Origin of the sequence: Bacillus sp. ms-22, from assembly GCF_009759805.1 — a bacterium.
GTDB classification, from domain to species: domain Bacteria; phylum Bacillota; class Bacilli; order Bacillales; family Bacillaceae; genus Bacillus; species Bacillus xiamenensis.
Genome location: NZ_CP046653.1, coordinates 63,221 through 83,674 on the forward strand (window position 1 = coordinate 63,221; position 20,454 = coordinate 83,674).

Sequence of the window (20,454 nt, forward strand, 5' to 3'; positions counted from 1 at the left end):
ACACATTGGCATTTTATAATGTTAACACAGCTAGGAAACTGCGTCAAACTTTTTTAGCTTTGATAATATAGTAGCCCTTTTTTTTCATAACGACCGTGACTTCTCCAAAAAGCTGCTCTAATTTCTCAATCGCAGATGGTCCACCTTGCTTTTTTTGAATAACCACCCACAACTCACCTTCCGGCAATAAATGATCAGCACTTTTTTCAAAGATCGCATGTACAACTTTCTTCCCTGCCCGTATTGGGGGATTGGTCAGTATAGAGGCAAAAGCAGCTGATGAATGAACATTCGAGAACAAATCACTTTGATAGATGCGGACATTATCAATGCGATTATGTTTAGCGTTTTCCTTTGAAAGTTCGACTGCTCTTTCGTTCACATCAATCATATGAATGGTGCGGCCTGTCATTTCGTTTGCTAACGATAGGCCGATCGGTCCATAACCGCAACCGACATCTAAGACGTCGCCATCCAAGTCAGGTTCTTCAAAAGCTTCAATTAAAAGCCTTGAACCATAGTCGACTTCTTTCTTAGAAAACACTCCACTGTCACTTGTAAAAGTAAAGGTACGGTTTCTCAAGGTGAAGTCCCATGTCTGTTTATCGCTTTTCACTGATGGCTTTTCCGTATAATAGTGGTCACTCATGGTGAATGGACCTCCTCTGGATTCAATCGTTTCAGGAGATTAGAAAAGAAAAAGCCCGCCAGTAAAAGCGAGCTTTCCCAAAAGATTAGGCGAAGATTACTTAACTTCTACAGAAGCGCCAACTTCTTCAAGCTTAGCTTTAAGTTCTTCAGCTTCTTCTTTAGCAATACCTTCTTTAAGTGGTTTTGGAGTGTTGTCAACAAGTTCTTTAGCTTCTTTCAAGCCAAGACCAGTGATTTCACGTACCACTTTGATTACTTTGATTTTTTGGTCTCCAGCACCAGCAAGTACTAGATCAAAATCAGTTTTTTCTTCAGCAGCAGCACCGCCACCAGCAGCTACAGCTACAGGAGCAGCAGCAGTTACGCCAAATTCTTCTTCGATTGCTTTTACTAAGTCGTTTAACTCAAGTACAGTTGCTTCTTTAACTGAAGCAATGATTTCTTCGATATTTAAAGCCATTTGTAATTCCTCCATTTTAAGTTTTTTTACGTCAAGTACGCATTAAGCGCCTTGTTCTTCTTTTTGTTCTGCAACTGCTTTAGTAGCAAGAGCAAGGTTACGAACTGGAGCTTGAAGAACGCTAAGCAACATAGAAAGTAAGCCTTCGCGAGACGGAAGTTCCGCAAGAGCCTTCACTTCTTCTACAGTCGCTACGTTTCCTTCGATAACACCAGCTTTGATTTCTAAAGCTTCGTGGCTTTTCGCAAAATCGTTGATGATTTTCGCAGGTGCGATAACATCTTCGTTACTGAATGCGATAGCGTTTGGACCTGTTAAGAAATCGTTTAAACCCGTTAGTTCAACTTGTTCAACTGCGCGGCGAGTCATAGTGTTTTTGTAAACTTTGAATTCTACGCCAGCTTCACGAAGCTGTTTACGAAGTTCAGTCACTTCAGAAACTGAAAGACCACGGTAATCTACGATTACAGTAGACACACTGTCTTTAAATTTAGAAGTAATTTCATCAACGACAACTTTTTTAGTATCGATTGCATTGCTCATGGTTACACCTCCTGTACATTCTTTGTGTAACACTTATACCGATCAGGCCATCACGTTCCTAACGAACGGTTCTCCATATAAAAAGCCTCCATTAAGACATGGAGGCTGTATATACAAGCATACGTTAACGTAAGACTGTGACATATACACCTCGGCGGGTTATTTAAGCCATAAGGCCCCTGCTGTCTACGGTATAAATGGACATTATTTTATTTTACAACATTTTGATATTATCAAAATGGTTGTGATAAGTCAAGAATTATTTAGCAGAGAAAGAAGATGGGTCCACTTTCACGCCAGGGCCCATAGTAGATGTAACAGAAACGTTTTTCACGTATACACCTTTAGCCGCTGCAGGTTTTGCTTTAAGGATTGTGTCATAGATTGTTGCAAAGTTCTCAACAAGCTTTTCGTCCTCGAAAGAAACCTTTCCGATTGGCGCGTGGATGTTACCAGCTTTATCAACGCGGTATTCAACTTTACCAGCTTTGATTTCATTGATTGCTTTTTCTACTTCGAATGTTACAGTTCCTGTTTTAGGGTTTGGCATAAGACCTTTTGGTCCAAGTACACGACCGATCTTACCAACTTCACCCATCATGTCAGGTGTCGCAACGATGACATCGAAATCGAACCAACCTTGTTGGATTTTAGTGATGTAATCAGAATCTCCAACGTAGTCTGCTCCAGCAGCTTCTGCTTCTTTTGCTTTTTCGCCTTTAGCGAACACAAGAACACGTTGAGTTTTACCAGTTCCGTTAGGAAGTACAACTGCACCGCGGATTTGTTGATCGTTTTTACGAGGGTCTACGCCCAAACGAAAAGCAACTTCTACAGTCGCATCAAATTTCGCTGTATTTGCTTTTTTTGTAAGAGAAACGGCTTCAGCTACATCATACGCTTTTGTACGATCGATTAGCTTAGCAGCTTCTACATACTTTTTACCTTTTTTAGCCATTATAAAAATCCTCCTTATGTGGTTTTAGCGGAATAACCTCCCACGAATAAGGGTTGCGAACTTGTCAAAACCAAACTCGCAACCCAACAAGACAAAAAATTAATCTTCGATGACAATACCCATACTGCGTGCAGTACCTTCAACCATGCGCATAGCTGATTCAACGCTAGCAGCGTTTAAGTCAGGCATTTTTGTTTCCGCGATTTCGCGTACTTTATCACGCTTAACAGTTGCCACTTTATTACGGTTAGGTTCACCAGAACCAGACTCAATACCAGCTGCTTTTTTAAGTAATACTGCAGCAGGTGGAGTTTTAGTAATAAATGTAAATGAACGGTCTTCAAAAACCGAAATTTCAACAGGAATGATAAGACCAGCTTGGTCAGCTGTACGAGCGTTAAACTCCTTACAGAATCCCATGATATTAACACCGGCTTGACCTAGTGCAGGTCCAACTGGTGGAGCTGGGTTAGCTTTTCCAGCAGGAATTTGCAATTTAACAACTTTTACTACTTTTTTAGCCACGAGACACACCTCCTTAAAGTCCGTGATGTGGTAATAGGGGAATCCCCCTCCCACTCAACAACTTCATTCTTTATATGAATGACGAAATAACTAGCTAGCGATCTTGAGTGAACTCAAGACGTACCTTTGCTATATTACCACTTCTATACACTCATTTCAAGCTCTTTTGAATTACAATTTATCGATCTGTGTGAACTCAAGTTCAACAGGTGTTTCTCTACCAAACATATTAACGAATACTTTGACTTTGCTTTTATCGTAATCAATCTCTTCGATAGAGCCTGTGAAGTTAGCAAATGGTCCATCGATGACTTTGACTGTTTCTTTTAGTTCAAAGTCGATTTCTGTCTTGCGCTCTTCAAGTCCCATTCTCTTCAGAATGGTTTCCGCTTCGCCTGGCAGCAGCGCTGTCGGCTTAGAACCTGAGCCAGCTGATCCAACGAATCCTGTCACACCTGGTGTATTACGAACGACATACCAAGAGTCGTCAGTCATGACGATTTCTACTAGCACATATCCAGGGAATACTTTCTTTTTGACGACTTTTTTCTTACCGTTTTTAAAATCCGTTTCTTCTTCTTCTGGTACGACGACGCGGAAGATTTTATCCTGCATGCCCATTGATTCAACACGCTTTTCCAGATTTGCTTTTACTTTGTTTTCATAGCCAGAGTACGTATGCACAACATACCAATTCTTTTCCATTTTCGTTCAGGACTATTCAGTCCTTCCCTCCCCACATTTCGTAATGTCTATTTGACGAATCTCGAGTACCGGTAAATATTTTCAAGCAATTGAAAAAACCCGTAAAACGGGTTTTTTGGCAAGTCATATTATGATCTATTATAGCACGTTCAGCAGACCATTATTCAAGTATTAATGAATTAATTCGATTAATTGTGAGATTCCTATATCAAGAAAAGAGAAAAAGATGGCAAAAAATACGACTGTTAGAATAACAGTGATCGTGTAGCGGACCATTTCGTTTTTCTTTGGCCAGCTGACCTTTTTCATTTCTTTCCCGACACTTTTTAAGAAACTGATAATACGCATGTAAAAGACCTCCACAGATTAAAGAACGCAAATCCTACTTCGTTTCTAAATGTGTTTTATGTGAATTACAAGTCTTGCAATATTTCTTCACTTCTAATCTTTCAGCTGCTGAAGCAACACTTTTCATTGTCGTATAATTGCGGCTTCCGCAGTCTTTACAGGCTAGAGTAATCTTTTTCCTCATATTTACACCTATTTTCTCGACATCATTTCCTTAGTACCTTATCACAGTGTCGAAAAAGCTGTCAATATAGGTTTGATTAGAGACTGATCTCGCGCAGTTCTAAATATTTCTCTAATTTTCTCTTTACTCTTTGAAGTGCGTTATCAATTGATTTCACATGACGGTTTAAATCTTCAGAAATCTCCTGATAAGATCTGCCATCAAGATAAAGCACAAGTACCTTTCTTTCCAGCTCGCTTAGTAATTCACCCATTTTCATTTCAATATCATCAAATTCTTCTTTGCTAATGATTAAATCTTCTGGGTTAAGCGCTTTAGCGCCGGAAATGACGTCCAATAATGTTCTGTCCGATTCTTCATCGTATATCGGCTTGTCTAATGATACATAGGAATTTAACGGGATATGTTTTTGGCGAGTAGCTGTTTTAATTGCGGTGATAATTTGGCGGGTAATACATAATTCTGCAAAAGCCTTAAATGAAGTAAGCTTGTCCTCTCTGAAATCGCGGATAGACTTATAAAGTCCGATCATTCCCTCTTGGACAATGTCCTCTCGATCCGCTCCAATCAAGAAATAAGATCTTGCTTTCGCACGTACAAAGTTGCGGTATTTCGTTATTAAATAATCTAGCGCATCACTATCTCCGACATGAACCCTTTCAATGACTTGTTCATCTTCCAACTGGCAAAATTGCTCTCTGATGGACTTACCCTTGCTGTTGTTTAGATTCACTTCGATCCCCCCGACCGCACCTAGATAGCAATATTATACAATAATGGTTGAAATATCGTCAAGCTATTCCAAATTCCCCCGCCGCCATTTTTCAAACGTTTTCAATACATCTTCTGACAATTCAATTTTGGATGAAGGTTTATCCGACATAATCTTTTTGACACGCGTTTCAATTTTTCGTTCAATCACTTCTATCTCTCTTAAAAGCTCTCGAGCCGACTTACGAAGTGCACCCTGTCCAAAAATGGCCCATTGTTCTGTATAATCAGAGGTCGCCACATGAATTTGCGTCCGAATATTATTCAAATCTTGAGCCAGCTTTTCAATCCGCTCATCAGCCGTTTCATTCTCTCTCGTAAAGATGACCTCTACTCGGTGGTTTGTCCGCTTTTTTTCGATTCCTTTGACCATATGGGCATCGAATACAACAATGACTCGATACCCTGTATATGCTTGATATTCTGCTAAATGTTGAATCAGCACGTCTCTGGCTTCTTCAAAGCTGTTTTCCTTTAAGTGCTGCAAACGAGGCCATGCACCTATCATGTTGTACCCATCGACTAAGAGGATGTCCATCTCTATTCTCCTAACGGATAACGTTTTCGATAAACTTCATACATCAATAAACTAGCTGCAACGGATGCGTTTAATGAAGTGACCTTCCCGGCCATTGGCAATTTAATCAGAAAATCACATTTTTCCTTGATCAATCGGCCAATTCCTTTTCCTTCACTGCCAATCACAAGGGCGAGAGGCATGGTGCCATCAAATTGTCTGTAGTCCTGCTTAGCAGACGCATCTGTTCCTGCGACCCAGATTCCTCTTTCTTTCATCTCATCAAGAGCTCTTGAAAGATTGGTTACTTTCGCGACAGGGATATGTTCAATGGCCCCAGTGGATGCCTTCGCAACAGTTGTCGTCAAGCCAACCGCTCGTCGTTTTGGAATGACAATCCCATGTGCACCAACAGCATCTGCCGTACGCATAATCGACCCTAAATTATGCGGATCTTCAATTTCATCTAAAATAATGAAAAATGGCTGTTCGTTACGCTGTTCGGCAATTTGATACAGATCGTCCAATTCCGCATATTCATATGCTGCTACTTGTGCAACGATTCCCTGGTGCTGTCCTGATACCATCTGATCAAGCTTTTTCCTCGGAACATACTGAATGGTGATATTTTGCTTTTTAGCGAGTTCAATGACCTGCTGGGCTTGTCCTTTTACAGTGTTTTCTGCCATCCAGAGCTTGTACAACTCTCGATCTGACTTCAGTGTTTCAATCACTGCATTTTTCCCAATCACATAATCATGTTGCTGACTCATTTGTCTTCCTCCCTGACGTTCCGATTTCAATCGCCTGACTAATCAGCTCTTCTAAGCGTTCGTCCTGCTTTTCAATAAACAAATAACCCATGAGCGCTTCAAACGCTGTACTATAACGATACGTTTGAACGTCTGTGTTTTTAGGCACTGTGCCTGATTTTGCATTTCTTCCTCTTTTCAGCACCGCTTCTTCCGCTTCTGTGAAAAAGCCCTTCTGCTGCAGCTCAAATAAAATGGCGGCCTGAGATTTAGCTGAAACGATCTTACTTGCTCGTTTATGAAGTTCATTTGGTTTGGTCGCCCCCGTTTGGAGGAGGTGATGCCTCACATATACTTCAAAAATGGCATCACCCATATAAGCAAGCGCCAGTCCGTTCAACTGTTTTCCGTCTTTCAGCTTTTCAAAATTCAACATGACCTACTCTCCTCTTTTCCAGCGCGTACCTTGAGGAGTATCCTCCAATACAATATTCATGCTCTTTAACTGGTCACGAATTTGATCAGACAATGCGAAGTCACGATTTCTTCTAGCTTCATTCCGCTTCTCGATTAACGCTTCTACCTCTTCGTCAAGCGTGTGCTTTTCTTCTAATGAAAATCCAAGGACGGATGTGATTTCTTGGAACAAGCCAATAAATGCTTTGATCACTTCTTCAGAAGTATGATCATGTTCCATGTAGTAATTCGCCTGCTTCGCTAGTTCAAATAAAACAGAGATGGCATTTGCCGTATTGAAGTCATCATTCATTTCAGAAATAAATGTCGCACGCTGTTCTTCAATCTTTGTCAGCCATTCGGCGTTATCCTCTGTTAAATTGGTACTGCTCTCAAGGCGGTGATGCAGATTAGCATAGGATGTTTTCAGTCTGTTAAACGCACTCTTTGTACTTTCTAATAAATCAATTGAGTAATTAATGGGATGACGATAGTGAACAGATAACATAAAGAAGCGAAGCACATCTGGATCCTGTTCTTTAATAATGTCATGCACCAGCACAAAGTTACCAAGCGATTTTGACATTTTTTCATTCTCAATATTAATATACCCGTTATGCATCCAATACTTCGCAAAAGGTTTCCCTGTCAAAGCCTCGGATTGCGCAATCTCATTCTCGTGGTGAGGGAACGTTAAATCCTGTCCGCCCGCATGAATGTCGATCGTATCGCCCAAATATTTTTTGACCATGGCCGAGCACTCAATGTGCCAGCCTGGACGTCCTTTGCCCCATGGGCTATCCCACGAGATTTCCTGATCCTTTGCAGCCTTCCATAAAGCAAAGTCCAGTGCGTCTTTTTTCTTTTCACCTACACGAATGCGAGCACCCGTCTTCAGTTCATCAATTGATTGGTGAGAAAGCTTTCCGTAGCCTTCAAAAGAACGTGTGCTGTAATATACGTCACCATCCGCTTCATAGGCGTATCCTTTTTCGATCAACGTAGCGATAAACGCAATGATATCATCCATATTTTCCGTCACTCGCGGGTGAAGGTCTGCCTTTTTGCAGCCGAGTGCACTGACGTCCTCAAAGTATGCTTGAATAAATCGATCAGCAATCGTTGGAACATCTTCCCCTAATTCATTGGCTGCTTTGATGAGTTTATCATCCACATCCGTAAAGTTTGATACAAAGTGCACATCATAGCCGCTGTATTCTAAATACTTACGTACTGTGTCATATACAATGGCCGGTCTGGCATTCCCGATATGAATGTAGTTGTAGACGGTTGGTCCGCACACATACATTTTGACCTTTCCTGGTTCAAGCGGGACAAACGCTTCCTTCTTACGTGTCAATGTATTATAAATATTGATTGTCATGATTGTTCTTCCTTTCTGCTCAATGAAGCCAGCTCACGTTTTAGCTTTTCCATTTCTCGCTCCAATTCTTTGAAACGATCAGAAACTGGATCTGGCAAATCTTGATGATTGAGATCACGATTGATTTTCTTTCCATTTTGAACGACCACTCGCCCAGGTATACCTACAACGGTGGAATGGTCTGGGACGTCTTTTAACACAACAGACCCCGCACCAATCTTGGACCCTTTTCCAACGGTAATGGAACCAAGCACCTTAGCACCAGTCGCAATCAGGGCATCGTCTAAAATGGTCGGATGACGCTTTCCCTTTTCTTTCCCTGTTCCCCCTAAGGTCACGCCTTGGAAAACGGTGACGTTATCGCCAATTTCACATGTTTCTCCAATCACGACGCCCATGCCGTGATCAATGAAGAACCGTCTGCCGATTGTCGCTGCTGGATGAATTTCAACCCCTGTGAAAAACCGGCTGACCTGAGAAATGACCCGCGCAATAAAATAGAGCTTACGCTTATAAAATGCGTGCGCGATACGATGAGCCCAAATCGCATGAAGCCCTGAATAGGTTAGCACTACTTCAATATAGCTTCTAGCAGCAGGATCTTGATCAAACACAGTATCAATATCTTCTTTCAGCATTTTGAAAAACACATGCTCCCCCCGTTCTTCCCCATCAATCTCTCTTAGGACTTGCTCTCTTTTTTTGGACAAATAAAAAAACGCCTCTGCCATATGACAGAGACGTTTTGAAAACGCGGTTCCACTCTGTTTAGAAAGCCTCTTATCACAAGCTTTCTCAACTCAATCCCATAACGGAGGGTACCGCCCTTGCATACTAACCTGCGTGTTCCTCAAGGGTCTTGAGGGTGCATTTCCAACGTCTGCCCATAAGTCTCTTTCAGCCGATGAAGACTCTTTCTGTGATGGACGAAAACATTGTACTTCTCCCTCGCAACGATTTTCCTTATATTTGTTTAATACGGTTTAATACCGTTTCTTTACCTAGCAGTTCAATACTTTGTGGAAGCTCTGGGCCATGCGTTTGTCCTGTGACAGCCACACGAATTGGCATGAATAGTTTCTTGCCTTTATGCCCGGTTTCTTTTTGTACCGCTTTAATGGCCGCTTTGATTTCATCAGATGTGAAAGACTCAAGACGTTCAAGCTGACCTGCAAACGAGGCCATCACTTCTGGCACCTGCTCCTCTGCAAGAACTTCCTTTGCCTCTTGATTATACTCAATTTGCTCCTTAAAGAACAACTCTGTTAACTCAACAATTTCTGCTCCGTAGCTCAATTGCTCATGATATAGAGAAATGAGTTTGCGTACCCATGTGTTTTCTTCTTCTGTCAGCTGCTCGCTTACTTTGCCTGCCTTTTGAAGATGTGGAAGTGTTAATGCCACAACTTGATCGAGATCAAGTGCTTTCACATATTGGTTATTCACCCATTTTAGTTTATGCATATCGAATAGAGCTGGTGACTTAGAAAGTCGATTGACATCAAAAATATCGATGAATTGCTCTTTTGTAAATAATTCTTCTTCGCCGACTGGAGACCATCCAAGTAATGCAATGAAGTTAAACAGAGCTTCTGGTAAATAGCCCAAGTTCTTATATTGCTCGATGAATTGAATAATGGATTCATCACGCTTACTTAATTTCTTGCGGTTCTCGTTTACAATCAGCGTCATATGTCCGAACAGCGGAACATCCCAGCCAAATGCATTGAAGACCATGATTTGTTTAGGTGTATTCGAAATATGATCCTCTCCGCGAAGAATGTGAGTCATTTTCATCAAATGATCATCCACTGCTACAGCGAAGTTATAAGTCGGTGTACCATCTTTCTTCACAATGACAAAGTCACCAATGCCGTCAGTTTCAAACGAAATATCACCTTTGACCATGTCGTTAAATTTGATCATTTCTCCTTTTGGAACACGGAAGCGAATGCTTGGCTCTCTTCCTTCAGCAATGAGCTTGTCCTCTTCTTCTTTTGATAAATGACTGCATTTACCAGAATATCGAGGCATTTCACTGCGGGCGATTTGTGCTTCACGCTCTTCTTCTAGTTCTTCAGCCGTACAATAGCACTTATACGCCAAATCCTTCTCTAGCAGCTCATCATAATATTTTTTGTAAATGTCATTACGCTCTGATTGTCTATAAGGACCGTAGCCGCCATCTTTATCAATGCTTTCATCCCAATCAATACCGAGCCACTGCAAATGACGAAGCTGGCTTTCTTCTCCGCCTTCTATATTACGCTTTTGATCTGTATCTTCAATTCGAATAATAAATTTGCCGCCTTGGCTACGTGCGAACAAATAGTTGAAAAGAGCCGTTCTAGCATTCCCAATATGTAAATGACCAGTTGGACTCGGTGCATAACGAACACGCACTTCATTTCCCATGAGTTTAACTTCCTTTCATCTGCATCATGTTGCCTGACACCATTTTTTATAAACGTATTTTATCATCAAAACCCATTCTCATCAAAATGGATTTTACTTTTTCTGAAGAAGCACTGTTGCCTGAGAGGCAATTCCTTCGCCTCTTCCTGTAAATCCAAGTTTCTCTGTCGTTGTTGCTTTGACATTCACCTGTGTGACATCCGCCTCAAGGGCTTCCGCGATTTTCTCACACATTGGCTGAATGTATGGTGCCATCTTTGGCTTTTGCGCCATAATGGTACAATCGATATTCACAAGTGTATAGCCTTTTTCTTTCACAAGTGCCCATACATGCTGAAGTAACTTAAAAGAATCTGCATCCTTAAACTCTGGATCCGTGTCTGGGAAATGTCTACCGATATCTCCTTCAGCAATCGCACCAAGGCAGGCATCTGCCACAGTATGAAGCAGTACATCAGCGTCTGAATGCCCAAGCAGTCCCTTTTCATAAGGAATGGTCACACCGCCGATAATAAGAGGCCTTCCCTCTGTTAATTGATGTACATCAAAGCCTTGTCCTATTCTAAACATGATCTAGTACCCTCTTTCCGCATCCATAATTGCCTTGGCAACCAATAAATCATCCGGTGTTGTCAGTTTAATATTGGTATAGTCTCCTTGGACAATATACACATCCTCACCGTGTAATTGTTCAACAAGGCTGGCGTCATCTGTTCCAAGAAAGCCTGTCCGCTCCGCATATTCATGCGCCTCTTTTAAAATAGAATGACGAAAAGCTTGTGGGGTCTGGACTGCCCACAAGCTCTGACGTTCAATGGTTTGTTCCACTCTGCCTTCTTGAACGCGTTTGATTGTGTCTTTCACTGGTACCGCTACGACTGCGGATCCTTTTTCAATCGCTGCTTTAACGAGCAAATCAATCTGTGTATGCTTAATAAAAGGCCTTGCACCATCATGAACAAGCACGATGTCCGCATCTTGCACAGCCTTCAATCCTTCATATACACTTTGCTGCCGTTCTTCACCGCCAGTGACAAGTGAAACAGGCGTTTGAAAAGCGTGTACCTTTAGTAGCCTTTCAAAGTCACGACGCTCCTCTTCATTGATCGCTAAGATCATGCGTTTGCATTGCGCGTGAGCGTCAAACACCTTCAGTGTGTGGATGATGACCGGCATTCTTTTCAACTCAATAAAAAGCTTATTGCGGCCGGCCTTCATTCGCTTCCCCTGCCCCGCAGCCGGAATAACTACTTCATAATACATGTTCGTTCTCCCTTTAGAGCGCCTTCTCCAGAAGTTTTGGCTTCGCAAAAATCATTCTTCCAGCAGCAGTTTGCAGCACACTTGTGACCAGCACATCAATGTCTTTCCCAATGTAATTGCGCCCTTCTTCAACCACAATCATCGTACCGTCATCTAAGTAAGCAACACCTTGGTTATGCTCTTTTCCATCTTTAATGACCTGTACCTTCATTTCTTCCCCAGGCAACACAACCGGTTTGACCGCATTGGCTAGATCATTGATGTTTAACACTGCTACTTTTTGAAGTTCGCATACTTTATTTAAATTAAAATCATTTGTCACAACAACACCTGAAGTTAACTTAGCGAGCTTCACAAGCTTGCTGTCAACCTCTTGAATGTCTTCGAAGTCACCCTCGTAAATTTCAACTTTGATATCCAATTCTTTTTGAATACGATTTAAAATATCAAGCCCTCTTCGGCCTCTATTTCTCTTTAATACATCAGATGAGTCTGCAATATGCTGCAATTCCTCTAGCACAAATTGAGGAATGACCATGACTCCTTCTAAGAATCCAGTTTGGCAAATATCTGCGATTCTTCCATCAATAATAACACTTGTGTCTAAAATTTTCAGCTTTTTATCTTCTATTTCAGGTTCGTCATCAGCCGCTCCTTTTTTCTTGCTGACCTTTGCAGATCGAGAGAACAGCCCCATCATTTCATCCTTCTTCTTAAACCCTACCTGAAATCCAAGGTATCCTAAAAAGAAAGCCAGGAAAATCGGAATAATGGTACCAAAAATATGATATGGGATATTGTTTAGCGGGATCACGTTTACAATAAGATATGCTAGAATAAGTCCAAATACTAAACCGAAACTTCCAGATATAAGATCAGGAAGAGGCGCCTTCAATAGAGAATCCTCGATCCATTTCACCCAATTAACAACATAGCCTGTGCACCATTTACCGATGATAAAAAACACAGCGGCTCCTATTAGTGCTGAAGAGTAAGCATTTGTTACGAAAGGTATGTCCTTTACATTTAACAGCAGAAATAACTCTGGAATAATAAAAATCCCCACAACTGCACCGAAAATGATAAAAAACGCCTGAACGATTCTTTTTAACATACCTTCACCTCCTTTATTTTCCATCTGTCAATCCACCTTCACCTGACATTGATATATGTTTAAGTTTCCTATTATGATAAACAGAAAACAAAAAGCATCATTAATATACCCATATTCATCCATTTTTAACCGTGATTGAGAAAAATTTCTCGTTTTATAGCTGTCGGTCGATATAATGTTTTTCTTGCAGTCTTTTTAATCCTTTTTTTATCTTTTTCGCTCTTACTTCTCCAATTCCTTCTACTTCATCCAATTCTTGCACATCTGCTTCCATAATTCGATCTAACACACCAAACGCTTCAACCACGTTTTCAACGATTGGCATAGGCAGTCTAGGGATTTTGTGAAGTAATCTGTACCCTCTTGTGTACACATAATCGTCAATATTTGTAGATGCTGGATAGCCGAGTAACTTGTACAAAATGGCATCATCTAAAAGTTCAAAGCTAGACATATCTTGGAGCTGTTTAAGCAAAACATATGGATCTTTGATTTTTTCTTTCACGTAATCTTTAATAAATAAGGCCGCTTCCTGCTCCATATCTGTAATCAGCTCATTGACCTGCAGACGAATCAAGTGTCCTTCTGTTCCGAGCTCTTTGATATACATATTGATTTCATTTTTGATTCTAAGCACCATTTCATAGCGATGCAATACAGATAATACATCACCAAAGGTCACAAGCTCTTCAAATTCAAGGGCACTTAACGCAGAAATGGCGTGATCTAAAATGGTTTTATATTTTTCAAGCGTTTGTATGGCTTGATTGGCCTTTGTTAAAATAAAACCAATATCTTTCAGCGTATAACGACGATTCCCTTGGTATAAGGTAATGACGTTTCTCCGTTCAGAAATGGCAATGATTAAGCAGCCTGTCTGCTTGGCTACACGCTCAGCTGTTCGGTGCCTCATGCCGGTTTCTGATGAATGAATGGTTGCATCTGGCATTAGCTGTGTATTCGCATACAAGATTTTTTGACCAGAATCGCTTAAAATAATGGCCCCATCCATCTTCGCCAATTCATATAAATGTGCTGGGGAGAATGCGGAATTAATATGAAATCCGCCATCTACCACACTTTTTACTTTGTCGTTATAACCAACAACAATCAGTCCGCCAGTATTGGCTCTCAGGACGTTTTCAATCCCTGCTCGCAAAGGTGTCCCTGGTGCCACAAACTGTACGATATCTAAGAGATCGACTTCTTTCGCTCCTTTTTTCTCTTTTTCCATTTCTATGCTCCCCCTAGTGAAATACGAAGTGCCTCCGCTACATTTTCTACACCGACTAACTCAATCCCTCTCGGCTTTTTCCATCCATCTATATTCGCCTGAGGAATAAACATTCGCTTAAATCCTAGTTTAGCAGCTTCCTGCACACGCTGTTCAATTCTTGAAACTCTTCTGACTTCTCCCGTCAGACCAACTTCTCCTATAAAGCAATCCGCTTGGTGCGGCGCTGCGTCTTTAAAGCTTGATGCAATACTGACGGCAATGGCCAAATCAATCGCTGGTTCGTCAAGCTTTACACCACCTGCGACCTTTAAATATGCATCTTGATTTTGCAGAAGCAGCCCTACACGTTTTTCTAACACAGCCATGAGCAATGACACACGATTATGATCAAGGCCTGTGGCCATTCTCCGCGGGTTTCCAAAGCTTGTCGGCGAAATTAATGCTTGTATTTCCACAAGAACGGGTCTTGTTCCTTCCATTGAGGCAACAACACACGATCCAGATACACCTGCTGACCGCTCTTCTAAGAAGATTTCTGATGGGTTTAAAACTTCTGAGAGCCCTTCCTCTCTCATTTCAAAAATCCCTAATTCATTCGTTGAACCAAAACGGTTTTTTACCGCTCGTAAAATGCGAAACGTATGGTGCCGCTCCCCTTCAAAATAAAGAACCGTATCCACCATATGCTCTAACAGGCGCGGGCCTGCAATCGAGCCTTCTTTGGTCACGTGACCAACGATAAAAATCGGAATACCATTCGTCTTAGCAATTTTCATCAGCTGTGCTGTGCATTCCCTCACCTGAGAAACAGATCCAGGTGCTGACGTAATATCGCTTTGATAAACGGTTTGAATTGAATCCACCACCACAAAAGCGGGTTTCATCTCTTGTATAGCAGACGTTATATACTCCATATCGGTTTCAGCCAAAACATGTAAAGAGGCACTTTCAATGCCAAGGCGGTCCGCTCTAAGCTTCGTTTGTTTAATCGATTCCTCACCAGATATGTATAACACATTCTGATTCTTGTCTGAGAGCTGTGCTGAAACTTGTAATAATAGTGTGGACTTTCCAATCCCAGGATCACCGCCAATAAGAACGAGAGAGCCTTTGACAATTCCACTTCCTAATACTCGGTTAAATTCTTCTAAATTCGTTTTAATTCGGGGTTCTTCGGATGTTTCAATGGCAGATATAGGTGAAGGTTTTTGAATGGTTTGAACAGAATGATTAAAAGCACTTCGACGGTTTGCCGGCTCTTTACGAACGACCTCTTCTGTCATACTGTTCCACGTGCCGCAGCCTGGACATTTCCCCATCCATTTGGCTGACTCATAACCGCACGATTGGCATATAAATTTTGATTTTGTCTTAGCCATAGATTGAAGAATACAACTCCTTATACTGGTCAGAAAATAAGTAAAGGGAGGCATACAATTTACTGGTATGCCTCACGCTTTTTTCTTACTATATTAGTTCGTAGCAGCCGTAGCTTTTACGACAATTTCCCCATCTTCTACATCTAATACAATATGTTGACCCTTTTCAATATTGCCCTTCAGCAATTCCTCAGAAAGTCGATCCTCAACGTGCTTTTGAATCGCTCTTCTTAACGGACGAGCACCATACTCAAGGTCTACGCCTTCCTCAGCAATCTTCGCTTTTGCTGCTTCCGTCAATTCGATTGAAAGGTCTTGCTCTTTTAATCGTTTTGTTAATTGATCAGACATGAGAGACACAATCTCTTTTAGATGTTTCTTTTCAAGTGAGTGGAAGACAATGATTTCATCAATACGGTTGATGAACTCTGGTCTAAACGCACGTTTCAACTCGCCCATCACTTTGCCTTTCATATCTTTGTAATTTTGACCTTCATCCTGCACGTTAAAGCCAACATATTTATTGCGCTTCAATTCACTAGCTCCAACGTTTGAAGTCATGATCAAAATTGTATTTCTAAAGTCAACAGTACGTCCTTTAGAATCAGTGAGACGGCCATCTTCTAACACTTGCAGTAAGATATTAAACACATCAGGATGCGCCTTTTCAATCTCATCTAACAGCACGACAGAATACGGCTTTCTTCTCACTTTTTCAGTCAGCTGGCCGCCCTCATCATAGCCAACATAGCCTGGAGGTGATCCAACAAGTCTTGAAGTAGAGTGTTTTTCCATGTATTCAGACATATCAATACGGATCATCGCTTCTTCATCACCGAAAATAGACTCGGCGAGTGCTCTTGCAAGCTCAGTCTTACCAACACCTGTTGGACCTAAGAAAATAAAGGAGCCAATCGGACGCTTCGGATCTTTTAGACCAGCACGGGCACGTCTCACTGCTTTTGCTACAGCGACAACCGCTTCATCCTGTCCAATGACGCGGGAGTGGAGCAATTGTTCCATATTTAGAAGCTTATCTGTTTCCGTTTGGGCAATTTTTGAAACAGGCACTCCCGTCCAGCTAGAGACAACCATCGCAATATCATCTACAGATACCTCTGAATTCTCTTGTCCCTGCTTTTCTTTCCACGATTTCTTTGTCACTTCTACTTTTTCACGCAAGCGCTGCTCTGTATCACGAAGAGAAGCTGCTTTTTCAAATTCCTGACTTTGAACAGCCGCATCCTTTTCCTTACGAACTTCATCCAGCTTTTGCTCAAGTTCCTTTAGGTTCGGCGGTGTTGTGAAAGAACGCAAACGGACTTTCGAACCTGCCTCATCAATTAAATCAATCGCCTTATCTGGAAGGAAACGATCAGAGATATAACGGTCAGAAAGCTTTACCGCCGCTTCAATGGCTTCATCTGTAATCGACACACGGTGATGTGCTTCATAACGGTCTCTAAGCCCTCTTAAGATTTGAATACTTTCTTCAACAGACGGTTGATCGACTTGAATTGGCTGGAATCGGCGTTCAAGCGCAGCATCCTTCTCAATGTATTTACGGTACTCATCTAACGTTGTAGCCCCGATACATTGAAGCTCACCACGTGCCAAGGATGGTTTCAGAATATTAGACGCGTCAATCGCACCCTCTGCTCCACCTGCACCGATCAGTGTATGAAGCTCATCAATGAAGAGAATGATATTTCCAGCCTGACGAATTTCGTCCATGACTTTTTTCAAACGATCCTCGAATTCCCCGCGATATTTCGTTCCCGCAACTACGGTTCCCATATCAAGTGTCATCACTCGTTTATCACGAAGGATTTCAGGCACTTCGTTGTGAATAATTTGCTGCGCCAGACCTTCTGCAATGGCTGTTTTACCAACACCAGGCTCCCCAATCAGCACAGGGTTATTCTTTGTTCTTCTACTTAAGACCTCAATAACACGTTGAATTTCTTTGCTTCGTCCAATGACAGGGTCCAAGCTGTCCTCTTTCGCAATAGCCGTTAAGTCTCTTGCAAGACTATCTAAAGTTGGTGTATTTGCATTGCTATTAGATCCTGCCGCAGATGCACCCGTTTCATTGCTGCCAAGAAGCTGCAATACTTGCTGGCGTGCTTTATTTAAGCTCACTCCGAGGTTATTTAAGACACGGGCAGCTACACCCTCTCCCTCGCGAATAAGACCTAAAAGAATATGTTCTGTCCCTACATAGGAATGACCAAGCTTTCTTGCTTCATCCATAGAAAGCTCAGTGACCTTCTTCGCTCTAGGCGTATAATGAGGAATCGCTTGAGACACCTCTTGCCCTCTTCCAATCAAGCTCTCGACTTCTTTTTGGATTTTATCTGAAACAAGGCCCAGTGCTTCTAATGCTTTTGCGGCGATGCCCTCACCTTCACGTACAAGACCAAGTAAAATGTGCTCTGTTCCAATATTCTTATGGCCAAGGCGAATGGCTTCTTCTTGTGCAAGTGCTAATACCTTTTGAGCTCTTTCAGTGAATCTTCCAAACATCATATCGTTTCATCCTCCTGTCCATTCCTATGCATTTCTAGACGCAGCCTTTCTCTAATAATGGCTGCTCGTTTTATATCTCTTTCATTTGGTTCCAAGGCTCCCCCTGAATATTGCTGCAGGAAGCCAGGCTGTGTCAAAATCATGAGTTCATTCAGTATATTACTTGAAAGCCCCTTAATGATACCTAAATCTATTCCAAGCCGCACATCTGACAAACACTTCGCCGTTTCCTTGGATTCAATCATGCGGCAATTGGCCAAAATCCCCAAGGAACGGTACACTCTGTCCTCAAGTTCAATTTTAGACGTTTGATATAATGCTTTTCGTGCAGATCGCTCTTGCTCAATAAGCTGTGCCGTCACACTATTCAAATCATCGACAATATCTTCTTCTGATTGACCAAGTGTCATCTGATTTGAAATTTGAAAGATGTTCCCTATTGCTTCGCTACCCTCACCATAAATTCCTCTGACCACAAGACCTAATTGATTAATTGCAGGAATAATACGATTCATTTGTCTTGTCAGAGCCAATGCCGGCAGGTGCATCATGACTGAAGCCCTAATACCTGTACCTACATTGGTCGGACAGCTCGTTAAGTATCCTCGCTTTTCAGAAAACGCATAATCGACTTGCTCTTCAATCCAGTCGTCTATCTGATTAGCCACTTTTAGTGCATTAGCCAGCTGGAATCCTGGGAACAAGCATTGAATACGAATATGGTCTTCTTCATTCAGCATCACACTGATTTCTTCATTTTCTGAAAGCAAACAGCCGCCAAATCTTGATTCAGCTAAATGGGGGCTAATCAAATGCTTTTCAACAAGTACCCTCTTGGCCAAAGGCTGCGTTTCATTCATTCGAATCAGAACAAAATGTCCAATGTCCTTTACTTTCTGGCTCGCAAACTTTTGCTCGAATTGCTGGAGAACAGCTTCAGCCTCCTCCTGAGAAAACTGAGTTGGGAAACGAACATGCTCTAGATTGCGTGCCAGCCGAATACGACTGCTTAGAACAATGTCACTTTCTGGTCCTTTTTGTTTCATCCACTGACTTAATGCGTCTTGAATAAAATGTTGGAGCGACATGTCGTTATTCTCCCTCCCTCTGCTGAGATTGCTCATGCTCTAATGCACGAATTTGATCTCGAACTTCCGCTGCTTTTTCGAACTCTTCCTGTTCAATCAGCTGCTTCAGCTCTTGCTGCATTAACTCAAGTTTCCGGCGAACATGCAGACTGCCGGCAATCCGTTTAGGGATTTTTCCATTATGGACTGTATTTCCACTATGGACTTTTCGCAGAACAGGATTTAAATACTGATCAAATGTTCCATAACATTCTGAACAGCCAAAACGGCCTGTTTTTCTGAACTGCTGAAAGGTTAAGCCACACTTAGGACATTGATCCACTTCTCTCGCTTCTTGAAAAATAGATGATCCTTTATTAGCACTTGTGGTAAAGCTAGGATCAATATTCAATAAGCCCGATAATAAGTTGTGAATCGAGAAACCTTGGTTTCCACTCATAGCATATGAATCACTGTTTTCTTTTGCACATTGTTCACATATGTGCATTTCTTGTTTTTCTCCATTTATAACTTTCGTAAAGTGAAAAGTGGCTGGTCTCTCATTGCATTCTTGACAAATCAATCTTTTCACCCGCTTTACTTTAATTTTAAAGCATTTAACATCGCTTTCATCATCCTAGCCCGCAGTTCATCTCGTTCAGGTAAATCAATGTGTAGAACAGAACGGTCCATGACACTAATCATCATCTTTGCTTCTCTTTCGGATAAAATGTTGTTTTCAACAAGACGCATGATGATATGATCAGATGCAGCTTGTGATAAACGATGACGTATTTGGGAAATGATGTTGTTCAATAAATCGATTTCATCATTCATTTTGACTTTAATGATTCGGATATAGCCACCGCCGCCACGCTTACTTTCGACGATATAACCTCTTTCGCTCGTAAAGCGTGTATTGATAACATAGTTAATTTGTGAAGGTACGCATTGAAACTTATCTGCAATCTCATTGCGTTTAATTTCTAATATTTCTCGACCATTCTGATCCAAGACTTCCTTCAAATACTGTTCGATGATATCAGAAATATTTTGTGCCACTCCGCCTCCTCCTCCATTGACTTTGACTATATTTGACTTTAATCTTACTATAAATTTTTTCGGTCGATTTTTCAAGATAATCGCTCAACTAACAATATTATTTCCACATTTATCTGGTGCCAAACCTTCCAAAA

The 20,454-nt window shown here is 41.5% G+C and carries 24 protein-coding genes and 2 other annotated features; all 24 genes read right to left on the reverse strand.

The window, feature by feature from the left end:
• Positions 1-43 precede the first annotated feature (43 nt).
• Complete coding sequence (locus GPA07_RS00385; protein ID WP_157291862.1) at positions 44-649, reverse strand: class I SAM-dependent methyltransferase; 606 nt, start codon at positions 647-649, stop codon at positions 44-46.
• A 96-nt stretch (positions 650-745) separates the two neighbouring features.
• A complete protein-coding gene (gene rplL / locus GPA07_RS00390; protein ID WP_008345418.1) occupies positions 746-1,111 on the reverse strand; it encodes a 50S ribosomal protein L7/L12 in 366 nt (121 codons plus the stop codon).
• Between the two features lie 42 nt (positions 1,112-1,153).
• Positions 1,154-1,654: a 50S ribosomal protein L10 gene (gene rplJ / locus GPA07_RS00395; protein WP_008356507.1), complete on the reverse strand. Its 501-nt coding sequence runs from the start codon at positions 1,652-1,654 to the stop codon at positions 1,154-1,156.
• 69 nt (positions 1,655-1,723) lie between these two features.
• Positions 1,724-1,864: a sequence feature (ribosomal protein L10 leader region), on the reverse strand.
• 49 nt (positions 1,865-1,913) lie between these two features.
• Entirely contained in the window at positions 1,914-2,612 is a 699-nt protein-coding gene (gene rplA / locus GPA07_RS00400) for a 50S ribosomal protein L1 (protein ID WP_008356505.1), read from the reverse strand.
• A gap of 99 nt (positions 2,613-2,711) precedes the next feature.
• Complete coding sequence (gene rplK, locus GPA07_RS00405) at positions 2,712-3,137, reverse strand: 50S ribosomal protein L11 (protein ID WP_003216956.1); 426 nt, start codon at positions 3,135-3,137, stop codon at positions 2,712-2,714.
• A 171-nt stretch (positions 3,138-3,308) separates the two neighbouring features.
• A complete protein-coding gene (gene nusG / locus GPA07_RS00410; protein WP_034323246.1) occupies positions 3,309-3,842 on the reverse strand; it encodes a transcription termination/antitermination protein NusG in 534 nt (177 codons plus the stop codon).
• Positions 3,843-4,013: 171 nt separating this feature from the next.
• Positions 4,014-4,190: a preprotein translocase subunit SecE gene (secE, locus tag GPA07_RS00415; RefSeq protein WP_008345422.1), complete on the reverse strand. Its 177-nt coding sequence runs from the start codon at positions 4,188-4,190 to the stop codon at positions 4,014-4,016.
• Positions 4,191-4,224: 34 nt separating this feature from the next.
• Entirely contained in the window at positions 4,225-4,374 is a 150-nt protein-coding gene (rpmG, locus tag GPA07_RS00420; RefSeq protein WP_008356502.1) for a 50S ribosomal protein L33, read from the reverse strand.
• Positions 4,375-4,450: 76 nt separating this feature from the next.
• Positions 4,451-5,107, reverse strand: a complete 657-nt coding sequence (gene sigH / locus GPA07_RS00425) for an RNA polymerase sporulation sigma factor SigH (RefSeq protein WP_008345424.1) — start codon at positions 5,105-5,107, stop codon at positions 4,451-4,453.
• Positions 5,108-5,170: 63 nt separating this feature from the next.
• Positions 5,171-5,683: a ribosome-dependent mRNA decay endonuclease Rae1/YacP gene (gene rae1 / locus GPA07_RS00430; protein ID WP_008356499.1), complete on the reverse strand. Its 513-nt coding sequence runs from the start codon at positions 5,681-5,683 to the stop codon at positions 5,171-5,173.
• Between the two features lie 2 nt (positions 5,684-5,685).
• Positions 5,686-6,435, reverse strand: coding sequence for a 23S rRNA (guanosine(2251)-2'-O)-methyltransferase RlmB (gene rlmB / locus GPA07_RS00435; RefSeq protein ID WP_071168233.1), 750 nt, complete (start codon positions 6,433-6,435; stop codon positions 5,686-5,688).
• Positions 6,419-6,850, reverse strand: coding sequence for a Mini-ribonuclease 3 (locus tag GPA07_RS00440; RefSeq protein ID WP_008345428.1), 432 nt, complete (start codon positions 6,848-6,850; stop codon positions 6,419-6,421). Before GPA07_RS00440 ends, rlmB begins: the two co-directional genes overlap by 17 nt.
• Positions 6,851-6,853: 3 nt before the next feature.
• Positions 6,854-8,254: a cysteine--tRNA ligase gene (cysS, locus tag GPA07_RS00445; RefSeq protein WP_071168234.1), complete on the reverse strand. Its 1,401-nt coding sequence runs from the start codon at positions 8,252-8,254 to the stop codon at positions 6,854-6,856.
• Positions 8,251-8,904, reverse strand: coding sequence for a serine O-acetyltransferase (cysE, locus tag GPA07_RS00450; RefSeq protein WP_034738454.1), 654 nt, complete (start codon positions 8,902-8,904; stop codon positions 8,251-8,253). Before cysE ends, cysS begins: the two co-directional genes overlap by 4 nt.
• Positions 8,905-8,987: 83 nt before the next feature.
• Positions 8,988-9,217, reverse strand: a binding site (T-box leader).
• Positions 9,218-10,669, reverse strand: coding sequence for a glutamate--tRNA ligase (gene gltX, locus GPA07_RS00455; protein WP_157291863.1), 1,452 nt, complete (start codon positions 10,667-10,669; stop codon positions 9,218-9,220).
• A 93-nt stretch (positions 10,670-10,762) separates the two neighbouring features.
• A complete protein-coding gene (gene ispF / locus GPA07_RS00460; protein WP_007496273.1) occupies positions 10,763-11,239 on the reverse strand; it encodes a 2-C-methyl-D-erythritol 2,4-cyclodiphosphate synthase in 477 nt (158 codons plus the stop codon).
• Between the two features lie 3 nt (positions 11,240-11,242).
• A complete protein-coding gene (ispD, locus tag GPA07_RS00465; protein WP_008356486.1) occupies positions 11,243-11,932 on the reverse strand; it encodes a 2-C-methyl-D-erythritol 4-phosphate cytidylyltransferase in 690 nt (229 codons plus the stop codon).
• 13 nt (positions 11,933-11,945) lie between these two features.
• The gene (locus GPA07_RS00470; protein WP_157291864.1) at positions 11,946-13,046 is read right to left on the reverse strand and encodes a PIN/TRAM domain-containing protein; all 1,101 of its coding nucleotides are present in this window, start codon (positions 13,044-13,046) and stop codon (positions 11,946-11,948) included.
• A gap of 154 nt (positions 13,047-13,200) precedes the next feature.
• Positions 13,201-14,280, reverse strand: a complete 1,080-nt coding sequence (gene disA, locus GPA07_RS00475) for a DNA integrity scanning diadenylate cyclase DisA (protein ID WP_008356482.1) — start codon at positions 14,278-14,280, stop codon at positions 13,201-13,203.
• 2 nt (positions 14,281-14,282) lie between these two features.
• On the reverse strand, positions 14,283-15,662 hold the full coding sequence (gene radA, locus GPA07_RS00480) for a DNA repair protein RadA (RefSeq protein ID WP_071168236.1): 1,380 nt from the start codon (positions 15,660-15,662) through the stop codon (positions 14,283-14,285).
• Between the two features lie 93 nt (positions 15,663-15,755).
• A complete protein-coding gene (clpC, locus tag GPA07_RS00485; protein WP_008356478.1) occupies positions 15,756-18,191 on the reverse strand; it encodes an ATP-dependent protease ATP-binding subunit ClpC in 2,436 nt (811 codons plus the stop codon).
• On the reverse strand, positions 18,188-19,279 hold the full coding sequence (locus GPA07_RS00490) for a protein-arginine kinase McsB (protein WP_008356475.1): 1,092 nt from the start codon (positions 19,277-19,279) through the stop codon (positions 18,188-18,190). Before GPA07_RS00490 ends, clpC begins: the two co-directional genes overlap by 4 nt.
• A 4-nt stretch (positions 19,280-19,283) precedes the next feature.
• The gene (locus GPA07_RS00495) at positions 19,284-19,841 is read right to left on the reverse strand and encodes a protein-arginine kinase activator protein McsA (RefSeq protein ID WP_034738425.1); all 558 of its coding nucleotides are present in this window, start codon (positions 19,839-19,841) and stop codon (positions 19,284-19,286) included.
• A 14-nt stretch (positions 19,842-19,855) separates the two neighbouring features.
• Positions 19,856-20,320 carry a CtsR family transcriptional regulator gene (locus GPA07_RS00500; protein WP_008356472.1) on the reverse strand — a complete coding sequence of 155 codons (465 nt, stop codon included), beginning with the start codon at positions 20,318-20,320 and terminating at the stop codon, positions 19,856-19,858.
• Between the last annotated feature and the right edge of the window lie 134 nt (positions 20,321-20,454).

Bases quoted from the DNA above. Each gene is read 5' to 3' on its own strand.
- secE (WP_008345422.1), bottom strand. From the start codon at position 4,190: ATGCGTATTATCAGTTTCTTAAAAAGTGTCGGGAAAGAAATGAAAAAG.
- clpC (WP_008356478.1), bottom strand. From the start codon at position 18,191: ATGATGTTTGGAAGATTCACTGAAAGAGCTCAAAAGGTATTAGCACTT.
- GPA07_RS00440 (WP_008345428.1), bottom strand. From the start codon at position 6,850: ATGTTGAATTTTGAAAAGCTGAAAGACGGAAAACAGTTGAACGGACTG.
- rae1 (WP_008356499.1), bottom strand. From the start codon at position 5,683: ATGGACATCCTCTTAGTCGATGGGTACAACATGATAGGTGCATGGCCT.
- gltX (WP_157291863.1), bottom strand. From the start codon at position 10,669: ATGGGAAATGAAGTGCGTGTTCGTTATGCACCGAGTCCAACTGGTCAT.
- ispD (WP_008356486.1), bottom strand. From the start codon at position 11,932: ATGTATTATGAAGTAGTTATTCCGGCTGCGGGGCAGGGGAAGCGAATG.
- GPA07_RS00490 (WP_008356475.1), bottom strand. From the start codon at position 19,279: ATGTCGCTCCAACATTTTATTCAAGACGCATTAAGTCAGTGGATGAAA.
- rpmG (WP_008356502.1), bottom strand. From the start codon at position 4,374: ATGAGGAAAAAGATTACTCTAGCCTGTAAAGACTGCGGAAGCCGCAAT.
- rplL (WP_008345418.1), bottom strand. From the start codon at position 1,111: ATGGCTTTAAATATCGAAGAAATCATTGCTTCAGTTAAAGAAGCAACT.
- GPA07_RS00385 (WP_157291862.1), bottom strand. From the start codon at position 649: ATGAGTGACCACTATTATACGGAAAAGCCATCAGTGAAAAGCGATAAA.
- radA (WP_071168236.1), bottom strand. From the start codon at position 15,662: ATGGCTAAGACAAAATCAAAATTTATATGCCAATCGTGCGGTTATGAG.
- rlmB (WP_071168233.1), bottom strand. From the start codon at position 6,435: ATGAGTCAGCAACATGATTATGTGATTGGGAAAAATGCAGTGATTGAA.
- disA (WP_008356482.1), bottom strand. From the start codon at position 14,280: ATGGAAAAAGAGAAAAAAGGAGCGAAAGAAGTCGATCTCTTAGATATC.
- GPA07_RS00470 (WP_157291864.1), bottom strand. From the start codon at position 13,046: ATGTTAAAAAGAATCGTTCAGGCGTTTTTTATCATTTTCGGTGCAGTT.
- nusG (WP_034323246.1), bottom strand. From the start codon at position 3,842: ATGGAAAAGAATTGGTATGTTGTGCATACGTACTCTGGCTATGAAAAC.
- ispF (WP_007496273.1), bottom strand. From the start codon at position 11,239: ATGTTTAGAATAGGACAAGGCTTTGATGTACATCAATTAACAGAGGGA.
- rplJ (WP_008356507.1), bottom strand. From the start codon at position 1,654: ATGAGCAATGCAATCGATACTAAAAAAGTTGTCGTTGATGAAATTACT.
- rplA (WP_008356505.1), bottom strand. From the start codon at position 2,612: ATGGCTAAAAAAGGTAAAAAGTATGTAGAAGCTGCTAAGCTAATCGAT.
- cysS (WP_071168234.1), bottom strand. From the start codon at position 8,254: ATGACAATCAATATTTATAATACATTGACACGTAAGAAGGAAGCGTTT.